General features: G+C 35.0%; 13 protein-coding genes. 11 read left to right on the top strand and 2 right to left on the bottom strand.

Annotated elements, in window-relative coordinates:
* The first annotated feature begins 426 nt into the window (after positions 1-426).
* From nirB to EPK97_RS10220, 11 genes are all read left to right on the top strand, one after another.
* Entirely contained in the window at positions 427-2,847 is a 2,421-nt protein-coding gene (gene nirB / locus EPK97_RS10270; protein WP_162036532.1) for a nitrite reductase large subunit NirB, read from the top strand.
* A 51-nt stretch (positions 2,848-2,898) separates the two neighbouring features.
* Positions 2,899-3,249 carry a nitrite reductase small subunit NirD gene (gene nirD / locus EPK97_RS10265; RefSeq protein ID WP_162036531.1) on the top strand — a complete coding sequence of 117 codons (351 nt, stop codon included), beginning with the start codon at positions 2,899-2,901 and terminating at the stop codon, positions 3,247-3,249.
* Between the two features lie 74 nt (positions 3,250-3,323).
* Positions 3,324-5,456 (top strand): molybdopterin oxidoreductase family protein, encoded by a 2,133-nt coding sequence (locus tag EPK97_RS10260; RefSeq protein WP_162036530.1) that lies wholly within the window; start codon positions 3,324-3,326, stop codon positions 5,454-5,456.
* A 141-nt stretch (positions 5,457-5,597) separates the two neighbouring features.
* Entirely contained in the window at positions 5,598-5,930 is a 333-nt protein-coding gene (locus EPK97_RS10255; protein ID WP_162036529.1) for an ArsR/SmtB family transcription factor, read from the top strand.
* A gap of 44 nt (positions 5,931-5,974) precedes the next feature.
* Positions 5,975-8,056: a heavy metal translocating P-type ATPase gene (locus tag EPK97_RS10250; protein ID WP_162036528.1), complete on the top strand. Its 2,082-nt coding sequence runs from the start codon at positions 5,975-5,977 to the stop codon at positions 8,054-8,056.
* A 198-nt stretch (positions 8,057-8,254) separates the two neighbouring features.
* Positions 8,255-9,508, top strand: a complete 1,254-nt coding sequence (locus tag EPK97_RS10245) for an MDR family MFS transporter (protein WP_162036527.1) — start codon at positions 8,255-8,257, stop codon at positions 9,506-9,508.
* Positions 9,505-10,626, top strand: coding sequence for an A/G-specific adenine glycosylase (mutY, locus tag EPK97_RS10240; protein ID WP_162036526.1), 1,122 nt, complete (start codon positions 9,505-9,507; stop codon positions 10,624-10,626). The genes EPK97_RS10245 and mutY overlap by 4 nt, the downstream gene beginning before the upstream one ends.
* Before the next feature lie 789 nt (positions 10,627-11,415).
* Complete coding sequence (locus EPK97_RS10235; protein WP_162036525.1) at positions 11,416-12,123, top strand: ABC transporter ATP-binding protein; 708 nt, start codon at positions 11,416-11,418, stop codon at positions 12,121-12,123.
* The gene (locus EPK97_RS10230; RefSeq protein WP_162036524.1) at positions 12,092-13,348 is read left to right on the top strand and encodes an efflux RND transporter periplasmic adaptor subunit; all 1,257 of its coding nucleotides are present in this window, start codon (positions 12,092-12,094) and stop codon (positions 13,346-13,348) included. Before EPK97_RS10235 ends, EPK97_RS10230 begins: the two co-directional genes overlap by 32 nt.
* 11 nt (positions 13,349-13,359) lie before the next feature.
* Positions 13,360-16,317, top strand: coding sequence for an FtsX-like permease family protein (locus EPK97_RS10225; protein WP_162036523.1), 2,958 nt, complete (start codon positions 13,360-13,362; stop codon positions 16,315-16,317).
* Between the two features lie 3 nt (positions 16,318-16,320).
* A complete protein-coding gene (locus EPK97_RS10220; protein WP_162036522.1) occupies positions 16,321-17,271 on the top strand; it encodes an ABC transporter ATP-binding protein in 951 nt (316 codons plus the stop codon).
* Positions 17,272-17,617: 346 nt separating this feature from the next.
* Here the strand turns inward: EPK97_RS10220 and EPK97_RS10215 are convergent, their stop codons facing one another.
* On the bottom strand, positions 17,618-18,229 hold the full coding sequence (locus EPK97_RS10215; RefSeq protein ID WP_162036521.1) for a superoxide dismutase: 612 nt from the start codon (positions 18,227-18,229) through the stop codon (positions 17,618-17,620).
* A 137-nt stretch (positions 18,230-18,366) separates the two neighbouring features.
* On the bottom strand, positions 18,367-18,570 hold the full coding sequence (locus EPK97_RS10210; protein WP_162036520.1) for a hypothetical protein: 204 nt from the start codon (positions 18,568-18,570) through the stop codon (positions 18,367-18,369).
* Positions 18,571-18,656 lie beyond the last annotated feature (86 nt).

Raw genomic sequence — 18,656 nt, 5'->3', positions numbered from 1 at the left:
CACAATGGCGTGTCTGTAAATGAAAGATGGCAACGAGGCCTATCTGATGGTTAACTATAACATCAGTAGGTCTCTTTTTGTTTACCTTTAAGAGGTTGCTCAAAAAGTCCCCCACTTTGTCAGCACAGGAAGTGCTGATCCTACATTAGTCACATGGATGTGACTGATCTTAAGTAGGGATCACGAAGAGGACCATGGAAGTGAATTCGACATCGAATACTGCACTCACATTTGAATTCCGGTACTCATGTAACAATCACTACACTTGCTACACCCCAAAAAGTGAAGTATTACTTTGAAGTGTATTCCGAATACTTTTCGGGGACCCCGAAAAACATCGGTTTGCATATTCGTACAATCTTCTCGGTGCTAAAAACTGGACTTTTTGAACACGTATTTTAACTATAAGGAAGGGGCGTGTGTATAATGAGTCAAAAAGAAAAACTAGTGGTGATAGGGAATGGGATGGCTGGTGTGAACACAGTTGAGCATATATTAAAGCTAGCTCCAAATCAGTTTGATATTACAATCTTTGGTTCAGAACCGCATCCAAACTATAATCGTATATTATTATCCTACGTTTTAGCGGGAGATTCCAAAGTAGATGATATTGTTATTAATAGTTATGAATGGTATGAGGAACATGGGATTTCATTATATACAGGGGAAACCATCACTGAGATAAATTCGGAAACTAAAATAGTGACAAGTGATAAAGGTACAACAATTTCTTATGATAAATTGATTATCTCTACAGGATCCAATGCGTTTATGCTTCCATTACCAGGTGCAGATAAAGAAGGAGTTATCGCTTATCGTACTATTCAAGATTGTGAGTATATGATGGAAGCTGCGAAAAACTACAAAAAAGCGGTTGTTATCGGTGGAGGATTATTAGGATTAGAAGCAGCAAGAGGATTTTTAAACCTTGGTATGAAGGTGGATGTAGTGCATATCTGTGATTCCATTATGGAAAGACAACTGGATCGTACAGCTTCAAAAATGCTTCAAGAAAAACTAGAGTCTCAAGGCATGAACTTTTTATTGAATAAACAGACAGAGAAAATTCTAGGTAAAGATAGAGTGAAAGGTTTAAAATTTTCTGATGGTTCCAAAGTTGATGCAGATTTAGTTGTGATGGCAGTAGGAATTTCTCCAAATGTGCAGCTTGCCGTAGATGCAGGTATTGAAGTTAAACGAGGCATTGTAGTAAATGATTTTCTAGAAACGAGTGTAAAAGATATATTTTCCGTTGGAGAGTGTGCAGAACATAGAGGGATTGGATATGGATTAGTTGCTCCGTTATTTGAACAAGGTGCTGTATTAGCAAAGAAAATTGCAGGAGTAGATACAAATCCTTATGAAGGTTCTGTAGTATATACAAAATTAAAGGTTTCTGGTGTAGATGTATTCTCAGGTGGAGAATTTATTGATGGAGATAATACAAAAGCGATCAAAATAGAAGATGAATTTTCAGGTATTTATAAAAAGGTTTTAGTAAGAGAAAACAAGATTATTGGTGCAGTACTATTCGGAGATACTTCGGATGGTACTAGATTAATGCAAATGATACGCAACGAAACAGACATTACTGGATATGAAAAAGCAGCTATTCTAAAAGATCCCGATGAAAATAGTGGTAAAGGATCTAGTGTCGCTGATATGAGTGATGATGAAATCATTTGTGGATGTAATGGAGTAAGTAAAGGTACCATCTGTTCAGTGATTAAAGAGCAAGGATTAACTTCGGTTGAAGAAGTGAAAAACTGTACAACAGCCTCACGTTCTTGTGGAGGATGTAAATCGTTAGTAAGTGATTTATTAGAGTACACAATAGGTGATGAATTTGATAAATCAGCACAAAAAGAAACGATGTGTGAATGTACGGATTTAGAAAAAGAAGAAATCGTAGTACAAATTAAGGAAAAAGGTCTTTCCCATGTGCGTGAGGTTATGAGTGTTCTAGATTGGAAAAACGAAGAGGGCTGTTCTAAGTGTAGACCTGCTATTAATTATTACTTAGGCATGGTGAATCCAAAACAGTATCAAGATGACTCAACTTCACGTTTTGTAAATGAAAGAATGCATGCGAATATCCAAAAGGATGGTACGTATTCAGTAGTACCTCGAATGTATGGTGGGGTTACAAATCCAGCAGATTTGAAAAAAATCGCAACTGTAGCTGAAAAATACAATGTGCCAAAAGTGAAAATCACTGGGGGTCAAAGAATAGATTTGTTAGGTGTTAAAAAAGAAGATTTAACAAACATGTGGGAAGAGTTGGATATGCCTTCAGGATATGCCTATGGTAAAGCGGTCAGAACAGTAAAAACATGTGTTGGAGAAGAGTTTTGTCGATTTGGAACTGCCGATTCTATGGGAATGGGGATTCAGATTGAAAAACGATTTGAACGTTTAAATACGCCTGCAAAAGTGAAAATGGCTGTATCCGGATGCCCACGTAACTGCGCTGAATCAGGAATCAAAGATTTAGGTGTTGTTGCCATCGACGGAGGCTGGGAATTATACGCTGGTGGTAACGGTGGTGTAAAGCTTCGTAAAGGTGATTTGGTAGCAACGGTGAAAACAGAAGCAGAAGTGATCGAATATACAGAAGCTTATTTACAATATTACCGTGAAACTGGAGTTTATGGAGAACGTACATCGGAATGGGTAGAGCGACTGGGAGTTCAACATATTCAAGACATTTTGGCAGATGAAGCAAAACGTGAAGAACTTTGTGGAAGAATGGATACAGCACTTTCCGTTTTAAAAGATCCTTGGAAAGAAGCTGTAAAAAGTGAAAAAATTCAAAAGGATTTATACGAAGTCATAGAAGCAAAGTGATTATCTTTAAATAAATGAAACCATTCAAAGTTAAATAGGAGGATGAACGGAATGAACAACTTAAAAAGTGATAAATCATGGGTAGAAGTAGCTAATTATGATGATTTACCTGTGAACTCAGGAAAAACAGTTCGTTTTAAAGAAAAAGAGTTAGCTATTTTTCGTTTAACAAGTGGTAAAATCTTAGCAATTGAAAATCGCTGTCCTCATAAAGATGGTGTTTTAGCAGAAGGGATAGTGAGTGGGGAATATGTGTTCTGTCCTTTACACGACCGTAAAATTGATTTATCTTCAGGTTTAGTGCAAAAACCAGATACTGGATGTGTAACCACTTTTGATGTATACGTTGAAAATGGAAAAGTATATATTGCTTTATTAGAAAAAAGCGAAATCGCTAGCTAGAAGTGGCTGCTTAAATGGATATTGCTAGATTGTGTTAAGTCACTTTTAAGAGTAATTTTACGGGGGTGAGTTTGATGGCTTTAACGCTGTTTAAAAAAAAGAAAAAATCACAAAAAAACCAGCCCGTATCTAATCAATCTCACTGCTGTTTCTGTAGTATGCAGTGTAGCTTGCAGCTAGTTCCAAGTGACAAAAAATCAGGTCTGGTAGTTAAACCTAGCCCAGATTTTCCAGTAGCAACAGGACGACTTTGTCAAAAAGGGTTAAATTCACTAGATCATGTTGTACACCCCTCCCGTATTAGAGAACCTTTGGTTAGAGTGGGTGAAGAGGGTGATAAGAAATGGTCCACTACGAGTTGGGAAACAGCATTTGATCAGATTTCAAATAAAATGAAAGAGTTACAAAATATACATGGGAAAGATTCAGTTTCCGTTTTTGGGGGCGGATCTTTAACAAATGAAGTTTCCTATTTATTAGGCAAGTTTACTCGAGTGGCGTTGCAATCTAAATATATTGATTATAACGGTAGGTATTGTATGTCTACTGCTGCAGCAGCAGGAAATAAAGCATTTGGTGTTGATCGAGGGTTAACACTCCCTTTAGCTGAATTAGAAAATGCAAAGTACATTATTCTAGCAGGATCAAATATTGCGGAATGCCAACCGACGATGCTGCCATACTTAATGGCAGCAAAGAAAAAAGGGGCAGTGATCGTTACCATTGACCCTAGAAATACGAAAACTTCAAAATTATCTGATATACATGTCCGTTTACAACCTGGTTTTGATGCCATGTTTGTTAATGCTTTATTACATGTGATTGTGAATGAAAAGCTTTATGATGTGCAATTTATTAAGGATAAAACAAATGGATTTTCTGAGCTAGTAGATACCGTGAAACCATTTTCTCCTGATGTTGTAGAGGAAATGACAGGAATCCTTGCTCCTAAGATTCGAACGATTGCACGAGGTTTTGCAAAAGCTAAAACAGGAATTGTATTCACAGCACGTGGGTTGGAACAGCAGGTGAACGGTGTTGAAAATACATTAAATTATATTAATTTATGCTTAACCACAGGGAAAATTGGTAAATCAGGTTGTGGTTTTGGTGCAGTAACAGGGCAAGCAAACGGACAGGGTGGAAGAGAACATGGTCAAAAAGCAGATCAGCTTCCTGGTTACCGTATGTTAGAGGATAAATCAGCACGAGAACATGTTGCAAAAGTGTGGGGGATTTCACCAGATGAACTACCCAGAAATGGTGTTTCTGCATTTGAAATGTTTGAGAAAATGAATGCGGGTGAGATCAAAGCGATGATTGTACTGGGCTCCAATCCGATCGTATCGAGTCCGAATAATGCTGTGGTTGAGCAAGCATTAAAGAAGTTAGAATTATTAGTTGTAGTTGATTTATTTGAAACGGAAACAGCAGAATATGCAGATTGGTTAATACCTGGATCTTCATTTTTAGAAGCAGAAGGTACTTTAACGAATTTGGAAGGTCGCGTTTTTCATAGAGCCAAAGTCTTAGAAACTCCGAATGAAAATCTATTGGACTATGAAATTATTTGTGAATTTGCAGAAAGATTAGGTCGTGGACAGTATTTTCAATATCAATCAATCGAAGATGTATTTAATGAGTTAGCCAGAGCTTCTGCAGGTGGGAAAGCAGATTATGGTGGGATTACCTATGAACGTTTGAAAGAGGAAAAAGGTTTGTTTTGGCCATGTCATGAACCAAATCATCCAGGGACACCAATGATGTTTAAGGATGGGTTTTATCATGAAGATGGAAAAGCAAAAATATTTGCAATCAAACCGGAGAAACCTGCAGAGCCAATAGATCAAGAGTATCCATATATTTTAACAACTGGTCGTCTAGCGAATCATTATCTTAGTGGTGCGCAGACTCGGAGAACTGAAAATTTGAATAAAAGATCTCCGTTACCTGTTGCGGAAATTCATCCTTGGTTAGCCAAAAAAATAGGTTTGCTTCCGAATCAAAAAATAAATATTACAAGTAGAAGAGGATCACTTGATTTTCATGTTAAAATCACAGAAGGAATTCATCCTAAAACGATTTTTGTCCCGTTTCACTGGGGGAAAGAATTAGCTATTAATCAATTAACAAATGATGCATTAGCTCCAATCAGCCGCATGCCAGAGTTTAAAATTTGTGCAGTTCGAGTTAAAGCTATTAAGTGAACCTCTCTAAAGTGAAAACAAGTCTCTATCCTTGGATAGGGGCTTGTTTATTGACGAATTGTCTGGTTTTATGATAAATTAAAATGAATTAATGTCAATATGAACATATGTGCATATATAGTAAATGGGAGTGTTTAAAAAATGACGGAGGAAAACAATCATCAATCAAATGGAAATGACTATAATGAACTAGATAAGGAAACATTATTTATCGTATCTCAAACATTTAAAGCTTTATCCGATCCAACAAGAATTCGAATTATACATTTGTTAGTGAATCAAGAATATTCAGTGAATGAGATTTCAGAAAAGCTTGGATTGCTGCAATCGACTGTTTCACATCAGTTACGTTTTTTAAAAAACTTACGATTGGTAAAATACCGCAGAGCGGGAACAACGATGTATTATTCTCATGATGATGAACATGTAGTGGACTTGTTAGAACAAGCAATAAACCATGCCCAGCATCTTTAAATATAGGAGAATCACTTATTACCTACATCTGAGGGGGGACAAGTATGAAGGAATATAAAATAGAAGGTTTAAGCTGTGCTAGCTGTGCTGCTGATATGGAAGAAAAAATTAAAAAGTTGGATAATGGAGATACAGCTGCTATCTTATATAATTCTTCAAAGCTGAAGATTGATGAAAGTGCTAGCTTAGCGAAAGTTAAGGAAATATTAGCGACTGATGGAGCATCTCTAATTAGTGATGTAGAACAAGAGCATGGTCATGCTCACGCTCGAAGTAATAAATTAAAATTATTTTTGGGGATTTCCACAGGGTTATTTATACTAACCATCATTTTTGAAACTTTTCTACCAAATATACTACCTGTTATATTTTATTTAACTGCTATAACAATTAGCGGATATCAGACTTTTATAAAGGGACTTAAAAATCTATTTCGTTTAAAATTTAATATCGATACATTGATGACTATTGCTTTGGTTGGAGCCATATCTATTGGTGAATGGAAAGAGGCAACGCTCGTAGCCATATTATTTGGTTTAAATGAGTATCTTGAAGGTTTAGGTATGGAGAAGGCTAGAAAATCAATGGAAAAACTATTAAAAGTAGCGCCTAAGGAAGCCATTTTAATTACAAATGGTGTTGAAAGAGTTGTTCCCATTGATGTTTTGCAGCAGGATGATATCGTTTTAGTGAAATCTGGTGAAAAAATTCCTTCTGATGGTATTGTTGTTGATGGAGTCAGCTCAGTAAATGAGGCTGCCATTACAGGTGAATCATTACCCGTTGAAAAAGAAGTGAACGCTAAGGTTTTTGGTGGAAGTATTAATAATGAAGGTGTTTTAAAGATTCAAATTACGAAAGCATTTGAAGATTCTTCCTTAGCAAAGATACTACATCTAGTTCAAGAAGCACAGGAAACTAAAACACCAACAGAACAGTTTATTAATAAATTTGCAAAATATTATACGCCTTTGATTATGATGATCTCTCTCTTAGTTATGACTGTACCTCCGTTATTATTTGGAGGGGCATGGGGAGCGTGGTTTTATCAAGGTTTAGCGGTATTAATTGTAGGATGTCCTTGTGCATTAATTTTGTCTTCACCCATTGCGATTGTATCGGGGATTACACGGAACGCAAGAAATGGCATCTTGGTAAAAGGCGGCGTATTTTTAGAACAATTAGGGAAAATTAATACGATAGCATTTGATAAAACAGGTACGTTAACTAAAGGTGAACCACACGTTGAAAAAATAGTGGAGTACGACAATAGGTTATTAAGTATTGCTGGTGCAGTAGAAAAAAAATCTTCACATCCATTGGCGAAAGCAATTATGAAAAAGGTTGTAGAAACTGAAGTTGAATTCTCAGAATCGGATGAAATCAAAACACTTTCTGGACGTGGTGTAGAGGCAATAGTAGGTGGGATTAAGTACTATGTCGGTAATGAAAAGAGTATTGAACATCTTAATTTCGATGAAAATGTGCAAAGGGATATAGATGATTTGAAAGCTCAAGGATTAACATTGGTTATTGTTGCAGACGAAAAATATGTTTTAGGAATCTTCGGAATTTCGGATGAGATTCGTGAGGAAAGCAAACAAGTCATGGATAAACTTCATCAAATAGGAATTAAACATACAGTGATGCTTACAGGTGATCATATACAGACTGCAGAGAAAGTAGCTAATCAAGTAGGTGTATCAGAATATCATGCGAACCTGCTTCCTGAACAGAAAGTAGAAAAAATCAAATCACTGCATGAACGAGGAAATGTAGCAATGATCGGTGACGGAATTAATGATGCACCTGCACTTGCAGTAGCTGATCTTGGTATTGCCATGGGAAAAGGAACGGATAGTGCAATCGAAACAGCGGATATCGTATTAATGCAGGATCATTTAGGTAGACTTCCTAGTGCCATTTCGATCTCTAAAAAGGTAAACAATGTGATAAGGTTAAATATTTCTCTAGCATTAGGGTTAAAATTGATTGCACTGTTATTAACGATTCCAGGATGGTTAACGCTATGGATTGCAGTTTTATCAGATATGGGAGCAACGATATTAGTTTCTTTAATTAGTTTAACGATATTGATGGAGAGAAAGAATCATGAAGTGACATGATTCTTCAAGTTCAACCATGAATATTGCTATCATTTAAGACTCGCCAATCGGCGAGTTTTTTTTCATATAGGAAAGAATAACTTTCCGCCCTCATTTGGATTGTTATTTGATTACCCTTTTTTTGGAATATAAATAGGAATTTGATACAATATCTTTTGTATTGGTTGAATTTCAGATGAAGGAAGAAGGAAACATCGTATGTTAGCAAGATTAAATTCAATCCATCCAATTAATAAAGTACTTATTATAGGTACATTTTTTACGAGAACAGCCATTTTCATGACAATTCCTTATTTATCGATTTATTTATTTAAAGTAAAAGGAATTAGTTTAGAAATGATCGGATCTATCCTTGGAATGAGTGCTTTGGTGAGCATATTTGGTGGTATAATAGGTGGAAGTCTATCAGATCGTTATGGTAGGGAAAAGATTATCATCGTTAGTATCTTCTTATGGTCTTTAGTTTTTATAGGGATCGGATTAGCGAATCATCTCATTCTCTTTTTCTGTTTAAGTGGATTAAATGGTTTGTGCCAATCCTTTTTTGAACCTACCGCCAGAGCTCTTTTGTCTGATTTGACTGAACAAGAAGACAAGTTATTTGTTTTTAATTTGCGATATACGGCAATAAATGTAGGGGCAGCCTTAGGTCCATTAATCATTCTGTTGTTAGGTCCCTCCAATAATACGATTACCTTTTATATGACTTCAAGCATTTATATTATATATGGATTTGTTTTACTCTTTGTATTTCACAAGTACAAGCTGCAAGAAACAGAAGTCAAAACAAAAGAGCGTATTCAGTTCAAAGAAGCAGTGCAAACAGTAAAAAATGATAAGGTATTATTATTTTCTATTATAGGTTTTACATTTGGTGTGATTGGATTTAGTCAATTTGGTTCAACCATGCCGCAATTTTTTGAAAATGCACCTCATATAACAAATGGATTGAAGGTGTATTCATTTTTAATTATCCTAAATGCAGTTACGGTTTTAATCATTCAATATCCCATCACTAGGATTGGCAAATGGATTTCACCTTTGTTTTCAATTATGTTGGGAACTCTAGCTATATCCATAGGTTTATTTGGGATGGGTCTGTTCAAGTCGTTGTTATTTCTCGCTTTTTCCATGATCATTTTTACGATAGGTGAAGTGATGATGTTTACGATGACCGATTTATTTGTAGATCAAATATCCAAACCATCCTTAAAAGGGACTTATTTTGGTGCGATGGCCCTATCCGTAATAGGAGGTGCACTTGGACCCGCGATCGGTGGAATATTATTAGGACATTTTGGGTTTGTTAGGTCAGAAATTGTTTTTGGAATTTTAGCTGCAATCAATGCAATGGCTTTTCCTATTCTTTTATATGTAAATTATTTTATAAAAAAACGAAACGAAGTGTTGACTATACACTTTAATATAACTTCAATCAGGAGAGAAATATGACAAACATGACGATACAAAAACAAGTTTTTGTACAGGAATTATTGAATTGGTTTAGAGAAAATAAAAGGGATTTGCCTTGGAGAAAACACAAAAACCCATATTATATTTGGATTTCAGAAATTATGTTGCAACAAACGAGAGTGGATACGGTTATCCCGTATTTTGAGAATTTTATTGATAAGTTTCCAACAATAGAAACACTTGCGGATGCCCCTGAAGATGATGTCCTGAAAGCTTGGGAAGGTTTAGGTTATTATTCTAGAGCTCGAAATCTGCACAGTGCGGTGAAAGAAGTAAAAGCTAGCTATGGATCAGTAGTGCCAGACAGCCCAAAGGATATTTCTTCATTAAAAGGAGTGGGTCCCTATACTGCGGGCGCAGTATTAAGCATTGCCTACGATAAACCAGAACCAGCGGTTGATGGGAATGTGATGAGAGTATTATCAAGATACTTTTTGATTCAAGAAGATATTACAAAAGTTTCTACCAGAACCTCTATGGAAAAAATCATAAGAGAAATCATTCCACATGATGCTGCAAGTGATTTTAATCAAGGGCTTATGGAGTTAGGGGCATTAGTGTGTTCTCCCAAATCACCAAAGTGTTTAACTTGCCCAGTAAGGGAACATTGTGAGGCACGATTAAATGGAATAGAGGAATCATTACCGATCAAGAAAAAAGCAAAACCTCCAAAAGTAGAACAAAGATTAGTTGCCCTCATTGAAGGAATAGGTGTCAATAAAGGTAAGATTTTGATTCGTCAAAGACCAGACAAAGGTTTATTAGCTGGGATGTGGGAGTTACCTCATTACATAGCTGATAATCAATCTACAAATTGGATGGGCTCTGATGAATTGAATGAGGATTATGTGATTGATCAATATGCTTTAGAAACGGGTATAGAACTTAGAAACGGTCATTATATGTTTGATATCAATCACGTGTTCAGCCATATTTTTTGGGATATGAAGGTGTATCGTTTTAAAGAAAATCATAGTTTAATAGAAAAAGATTTAATCCAACGGGAAAGTGGATACCATTATGCATGGATTTCATTACAAGAGGTTGATCAATATGTGTTTCCGAATGTGTTTTTGAGAATTTTTAAACAGGTTTAGTTGTAATCAAATCTTTCGCTGCTATATTGAAAATAAGGGGAAATGGCGGTCTTATTCAATAGATATTACAATTGAGACTTTTTTAGCGGTAATTTGTGGTCTTATTTTGGGTGTTTTTCCTCATTTTAGTGCAATTTTTGCACGATTTCTAGGTAATAAGACCTCGAATTCCCTCTATTTTCAAAAATCGATTAATAATCATGGAATAAGACCAATAAAGTCCTTTATTTCATATGGATTAAACCATTATGCTGTTCATTTAATTCAAAAAAAAGCGTGGGAGCCCTCCATTATAAAGACTGAATCTGTTATAATTCAATACTTATATAAGTATAAATACCGTCCAATTTAATCATAGGGTGGTATTTTTTATGATATCCCTCCTTATTCATAATCAAACTTAACTACAATTTTCACATAAATAAGTAAAATCAAATGAAACCTCCTCAGTCTCTTCTCGTATTTGATTAAGTAGATCTTTCTCTAAATTTATCCAATAATTTACTAGTAAATTTGAATTCGATTTCATTAAATCCGGACAAGCTATTTCCTTTATAAAAAACCTCTGGTATTTTTCCTTTGTGTTATCTTAAGATAATTTGTTATTTCATTAGATAATGAGCTAAATTCATTGTGTTCATCTTTGTACCTAGTATAATGGGTTAAAATACCCGAGAAAGTAAAGTTTATTGAAGGCGATTCTGCAAAAAACGATCACGTTCGATATGGAACATATCTAGATAGTAAAATTTTGAATAAAAATATTTAACAACACAGGAGCAAGGAGATATGAAAAGGAAACAAGATTCGATCATGGAGGCTAAAGGAGTCAAAAGAACGTTTGGCAAAGGTCATAGTGCTGTCCACGCTTTAAAAAATGTGAACTTAAACATACCTAGGGGTTGTTTAGTGGCTTTAAAAGGAAGATCTGGTTCTGGTAAAACTACGCTTTTAAATGTATTGGGAACGTTAGATCAACCTACGGAAGGCAATGTCTTTTTTCAAAGCAATAATATATCGAATTTATCAGATAAAGACCGGACGAATTTACGAAGAAAAGAAATTGGACTCATCTTTCAATCGTTTGCTTTAACACCATATATGACAGCGCTTGAAAATGTTGAATTTGCATTAAGAATTGCGGGAACTCCAAATAAAGAGCGTTTGAAACTAGCAGAAGAAGCTTTAAGTTTGGTAGGTTTGAAAAAAAGAATGAAACATAGACCTTATGAGTTGTCTGGAGGGGAGCAACAAAGAGTTGCAATTGCCAGATGTATTGCTCAGCAGCCAGCATTAATTTTGGCAGATGAACCAACAGCTGAATTAGATAGTAAAATGGGTTTTCAAATTATTCAATTATTTAAAAAATGTATTGAAGATACAGGTATGACGATAGTATTAACTACACATGATCCAGATGTTATGGAGTTGGTAGATTATCTGTATGAATTGGAGGATGGAGAAATTGTTCAATCAAATCAAAATGAAATCGATTAAATTTATTTTCATACCTTTTATGATTCTAGCTCTAGCTGGATGTTCAATGATTCCTGCAGAAGAAGATGTATTAGCTCCTCCTTTAATAGAACCTAAAAAAGAAGAAGTTAGGCTTTTAACTGTTGAAAAAGGTTCCATCGTAAAAAACCTTAATTTACAAGGGAATTTCAGATCTTCTATCTCTGAATCTCTATATTTTAAACAACATGGTGGAAGAATTGTATCTATTGATGTGAGATTAGGAGATATAGTGTCCAAAGGTGATGTGATCGCGCAGTTAGAAAATGAAGAATTGGCAAAAAGAGTTCAACAGCAAAGGCTTGTGTTGGAGAGAGCAACCATTGAATTACAAAGAGCTCAGCAAGAAATTGAGTTGGATTTACCAGATACACAAATCGAATTAGATTTGAAAAATTTAGAAGCATCTATTGAAGATGCGAAAACCAACTTAGAAAGAACAGAGCGTTTATATGAAGAAGGGGCTGTTTCACTACAAGAGTTAGAAGCTGTACAACAACAAGTAGAGCAGTTGCAATTTTCTTACGATAAACTTCTGATTAGTACTGAAGGTAGTAAGGTTTATCCAGTTGATGAACAATACATTAGATTATTAGAGATCGACGTAGAAACAGCCCAGATTGAATATAACTATCTGCAGGCGCAATTGAGCAATACGAAACTGATTGCGAATATTGATGGTGTCGTTACTTATATTAATACTTTAAAAAGAGGGGAAGAAGTCATTGCTTACGATCCTATCGTTGACATTTCTAATTCTGAAAATTTATTCATTCTAGCAGCATTGGATAATGCAAAAGAAATTTTAGAAGCAAAAGATGCTGAAATTAATCAACCCGTAGAAATCAAATATAATGGTGAAACCTATACAGGGAAAGTAGTACAGACACCTGATACTGCACCAGCATCTGCAGATAGAGAAGTGACTGAACTTAACAAAACATCGATATTTGTGAAACCGGATGAGGGACTTCCTAAAGAGGTTGATATTGGTGATAATGTTGATGTGAAAATTACTTTAGTTGAAAAGAAAGATACGATTGTGATTCCATCTGCTAGTTTACATAGCTATTTAGCTCGTAATTTTGTAAAAGTATTAGATGGTGAAAGTAGAGTCGAAGTTGACGTTGAGATTGGGATAGAAACAAAAACAGAAGTTGAAATTATTAGTGGTTTAGAAGAAGGTCAGCAATTGATTCTTAACTAAGGAGGGGTATGGTGGCTATTCTTACAATGATCATTCGAAAAATGATCAAAAACAAATGGCTTGAAATCAGTCTACTGCTTGGTTTAATACTTTCCGTTGCCCTCACTAGTAGTATTCCTATCTATACAAATGCCATTTTGCATCGGATGTTAGTAAAAGATCTTCAGAACTTACAACACCAAGAAGGTGTATATCCTGGTCGATTGGATGCAGAAACTTCTATAAGAAGTTCAATGCCACCTGAGGATCGGGAGAGGTATCTTTCAAGGGTAGATAAATATATGGAGGAACAAATTCCTGAGCAATTATCTTTATCAATTATAAGTTACTCCAAACAAAGAGAAACGTTAAATTACTCTTTTATTCCACTAGAAGAATTCAATCTTATAAATGAATCAGAGGATGGTAATGAGAACACGAGTGCAGTACGAAGTAAAAAAATTAACATAGTGGGCTCATCAGAATTCAATGAACATATCCAGCTTGTAGATGGGCGATTTCCATCAAAACAAGTAGAAAATGATGTTTACGAAGTATTGATTACTGAAGGTTCTTTATCTGCATTAAACATTACATTAAATAAAGAAATTGTTATTTTAGATGGTAGTAATAAACTAATCACTGTGAACCCTGTTGGAGTTTTTGAACCTATGGACTATAGTGATGTGTACTTTAATAATAATTTATCAAATACGACATTTTATTTAGATTTTAACTTGTTTGAAAAGCAATTTACATCACAGAATGTATTACCTGTAAGGAACAGTTATTGGAACGTATCTTTTGATTATCAAAGTATACAGCTAACATCGGTTGATAAATTGGTTGATGCCTATACGGGGCTTAAAGGATACTTAACTCCTTATACAAATAATGATAAAAATATTAAAGGTAATGAAGTTGATTTTCCAATTATAAACATACTGGAAAACTATGATATGAAACAACAAAAATTAAAAACGATGGTTTCGTTTCTTTACATTCCTGTATTAATTATGATTGCTTTTTACATCTTTTTAGTTTCTAACTTAATCATTGAAAGGCAGAAAACGGAAATTTCTGTGTTGAGGAGTCGTGGTGCAAATCGTCTACAAATTTTAGGTGGTTATTTAATTGAAGGGTTAATTTTAGGAGGCATAGCTTATTTTTCTGGTATATATATCGCAAAATTTTTCACGATGGTATTAGGTTCTTCTAATGGTTTTTTACAGTTTGTACAACGTACATCTTTAAAGGTGGAAATTACTGGGGAAGCCTATGTTTATGCAGCTTTCGCAGTTGTAGGAACTATATTAATGATGTTAGTGCCAGCATTTATCCATACTCGCCAAAATATTGTGAGCTTAAAGAGAAGCATGTCTCGAAGTAAAAAGACATCATTTTTACATCAATTTTATTTTGACATTGTATTTATTTGCGTAGGGTTGTATGGGTTGTACACATTTAAAAATCAAATTAACGATGTTGTAAAATCTGGAGTATATACGAATGAATTTTCAATTGACCCTCTCTTATTTATCATTCCTAATTTATTCATAATAGGGATGGGATTATTTCTTCTCCGAATATACCCATGGATGATTCAACTTATATATTGGTTAGGTAAAAAAAGATGGAGTCCAGTCTCTTATTCTACCTTATTGCAGGTCGGTCGTTCTGCTACACAATATCAACTATTGATGGTATTTATTATACTAACCCTTTCAACAGGAATGTTTAGTGCTAGTGCAGCTAGAACGATTAATAGTAATATGATCGATAAAATTTCCTATACAAACGGAGCAGATCTCGTGATGGATGTGGAGTTTGGAAACGATAATCCTGATCAATATCTTCCTGGAGCTTCAGGAGAAGCATTGGATAATACACATACAAATTATATTGAACCTTCCATAGAGGTTTTTAAAAACTTACCCGGAATTGAACATATCACAAGAGTATTTAAAGAGGATAACGTGAATTTCGCCAATAGTAAAGTGAATACAAAAGTACAATTAATGGGAATTGATACAGCCGATTTTGGACGTGTAGCATGGTTTAAAGAAGGTTTAATGGATCATCATTTTTATGATTATTTAAATTTAATCGCAACCAATCCTCAGGCTATTTTGATTTCAAAATCTATTGCAGAATTGCATGATATCAAAGTTGGAGATACTGTGAACATAGGTTGGATCGGTACGAAGAACGTTGAATTCATTGTTTACGGCATTATTGATTATTGGCCGAGCTGGAATCCAAATCAAGAATCATATACAGAATCAATAACAAAAATAGCTGAGGAATATGGAGTTACCATTGAAGAGGCAGAGAAGCATATTTCTCAATTCCCTAGTTTGACACCTCAATTGGTTGTAGGCCATTTAGATTTCATACAATCTCGCTTGGCACTTAGACCTTATGAATTTTGGGCTAAACTAAAGCCTGATTTTTCAAATACAGCTCAGTTGTATGATGCCATTCAAGAAAACCGTATCTGGTTAAATGATTTAACAAACTCAAAGGATCAGATCATTAAGGTTAAAAATGATCCATTCCAGCTAGCGATTAATGGAGTGATGACTTTAGGTTTTATTATCTCAATCTTAATTAGCTTATGTGGGTTTTTATTGTACTGGATTTTAACGCTGAAGGGTAGAACGCTTCAACTAGGAATGTTGCGTGCAATGGGGCTTAGATTTTCCGAGTTGGTTAAAATGTTGATACTAGAGCAAGCTCTAACAACAGGCGCTGCGATGATGATGGGAATAACTACAGGAATTGTGACAAGTACATTGTTTGTAACCTTATTTCAAATTACATTTAATCCGCTTGAACAGGTTCCACCATTCCAAGTTGTTATTGATCCTTCAGATCAAAGGCAGATTTATATAATTGTTAGTTTCATTATATTGATTGGTATTATGATTTTAGGATATATGCTGTCACGAATCAAAATTCATCAAGCCTTAAAATTAGGGGAGGATTAAGACATGATTTTGTGCGAAAATCTTGTGAAGATTTACAAAATTGCTGATCTTGAGGTTGTGGCATTACAGGGATTAGATCTCGAAGTGAAAAATGGAGAACTAATGGCAATCATCGGAAATAGCGGTAGTGGTAAATCTACTCTATTAAATATGTTAGGTGGATTAGATCGTCCATCTGCAGGAACTGTTTCTGTGAACGGATTGGATTTATTAAAGTTTAAAGAGAAAGATTATGTTAAATATAAACGAGAGACGGTAGGATTTGTTTGGCAGAATAACGCAAGAAATTTAATTCCATATTTAACGGCTTTGGAAAATGTAGAGCTGCCCATTCTTTTAAAAGGTCGTCGTAAAAAAGAACGAGCCAAAGAATTACTGGAAGCAGTTGGACTAGGACATCGTATGAATAATACATTAAATCAACTTTCAGGTGGAGAGCAGCAGCGTGTAGCCATCGCTATTGCGTTAGCGAATCGCCCAAAATTGTTGTTAGCTGATGAACCTACAGGGTCTCTAGATACTAAAATGTCTGATCAAATCCTGGACTTGTTTAGAAAATTAAATGAAGAGTATGGATTGACGATCGTGATCGTAACCCACGATCCTCTATTAGCTAAAAAGGTGAATCGTGTTGTAGCTATTCGAGATGGAAAAACCTCCTCAGAAATGATTCGAAAAAGATCAGTTGAGGAGCTTGAGCAATTAGGACTTGGCTTTGAAAAAGAAGATGAGACACATGAAGAATTCGCAATTCTAGATAAAGCTGGTAGATTGCAAATTCCTGATACTTATTTAAAGTCCATAGGACTAGAAGATAAAAACAAAGTCCAACTACAACTTGAGGATGGCAAAATTATTCTTACCTCCCCAAATGATAACGAGAAGGGGGACGAGGGTAAGATTGAGAACCAGGGTAAAGAGAACAAAGAAGAAAAAAAAGTGAAAATGGCTTGATACTCAATTTAACAATCCGCTAGAGCCCAGAACAAAATTGCAAAATACCACATAATATAAATTAAGCAATTAGAAATAATTGCACAAGGGTACTTTGATTACTGTCATAAACATTCCTTTCTTTTATTGAAAGCTTCTCCCAGGATGGTGGGAGGAGCTTTTTGATGCCAACAAGTATTTTTATACGATTAGAAAAATACAAGCAAAAACCCACAAAGCTTAATGATATGCTCCCCCATAAGTAGCCAGATTTTTATATTTAATCTGTCTACCTAAAGGGGAGCATATCATAATTTAGCTCTGCGGGTTAATTAACGATTTATTTCTTACTTCACTTAAGTCAGATTTATTTAGCAGCTTCGTAACGTTTAGCTACTTCATCCCAGTTGACTACATTCCAAAATGCACCGATGTAATCAGGGCGTTTATTTTGATATTTCAAGTAATACGCATGCTCCCAAACATCTAATCCTAAAATTGGTGTTTTACCTTCCATAATCGGGTTGTCTTGATTAGGAGTACTGCTTACTTCAAGCTTTCCACTTTGATCTACGCTTAACCATGCCCAACCACTTCCAAAACGAGTTACAGCTGCATTTGCAAAAGCTTCTTTGAATTTATCCAAACCACCAAGTTCACTTTCAATTGCATCAGCTAAAGCGCCTGTAGGTGCTCCTCCAGCGTTTGGTGCAATGACTTGCCAGAACAATGAATGATTAGCATGTCCCCCTCCATTATTTCTAACAGCCCCGCGGATGTTTTCAGGAACACGATCTAAGTTAGCTATAAGTTCTTCAATGCTTTTGCCTTCTAGCTCAGCATTTCCAGCAATTGCATCGTTTAGTTTTGTTACATAAGTTGCGTGATGGCGATCATGATGGATCATCATCGTTTGCTCGTCAATGTGTGGTTCAAGCGCATTATTTGCATATGGTAATTCTGGTAATTGATGTGCCATATTAAAAAACCTCCCATTATATGTATTCAAACAATATTATCACCTATTTTTGATAATAAATCAACATTTATGTTTAAAAAGTCTGTCTTTCTTACTCAATGAGCATATTCAATATTTATGAAAAGTAGGAAGTTTCGTTAATCAGTAAAATTAGTGTCCCCTGTATCTCCTCCTCTTTTTTTGATTTCATCTATAATTTTATGATGATATGAAACACCTTCAGCATTTAACCAAGGGGATAAATCACACATTGTTTGATGATGCAACTCTAACTCATCAATTTTCCAATCAGATAGTTGAACGTCTTGTAGATGTTGTAAATTTCTTTCATTAAAATACATTTCATCACCTCAGCATTAATATTTACTCCTACAAAATAGATTATTCTGCATAATTATGAAAACGCTTAAAATAAAGCGCTTTCAAG

The sequence above is a fragment of the Chengkuizengella sediminis genome (assembly GCF_010078385.1).
GTDB classification, from domain to species: domain Bacteria; phylum Bacillota; class Bacilli; order Paenibacillales; family KCTC-33759; genus Chengkuizengella; species Chengkuizengella sediminis.
The sequence above is the reverse complement of the archived record's forward strand: the minus strand, read 5'-3'. Positions and strand labels throughout refer to the sequence as shown.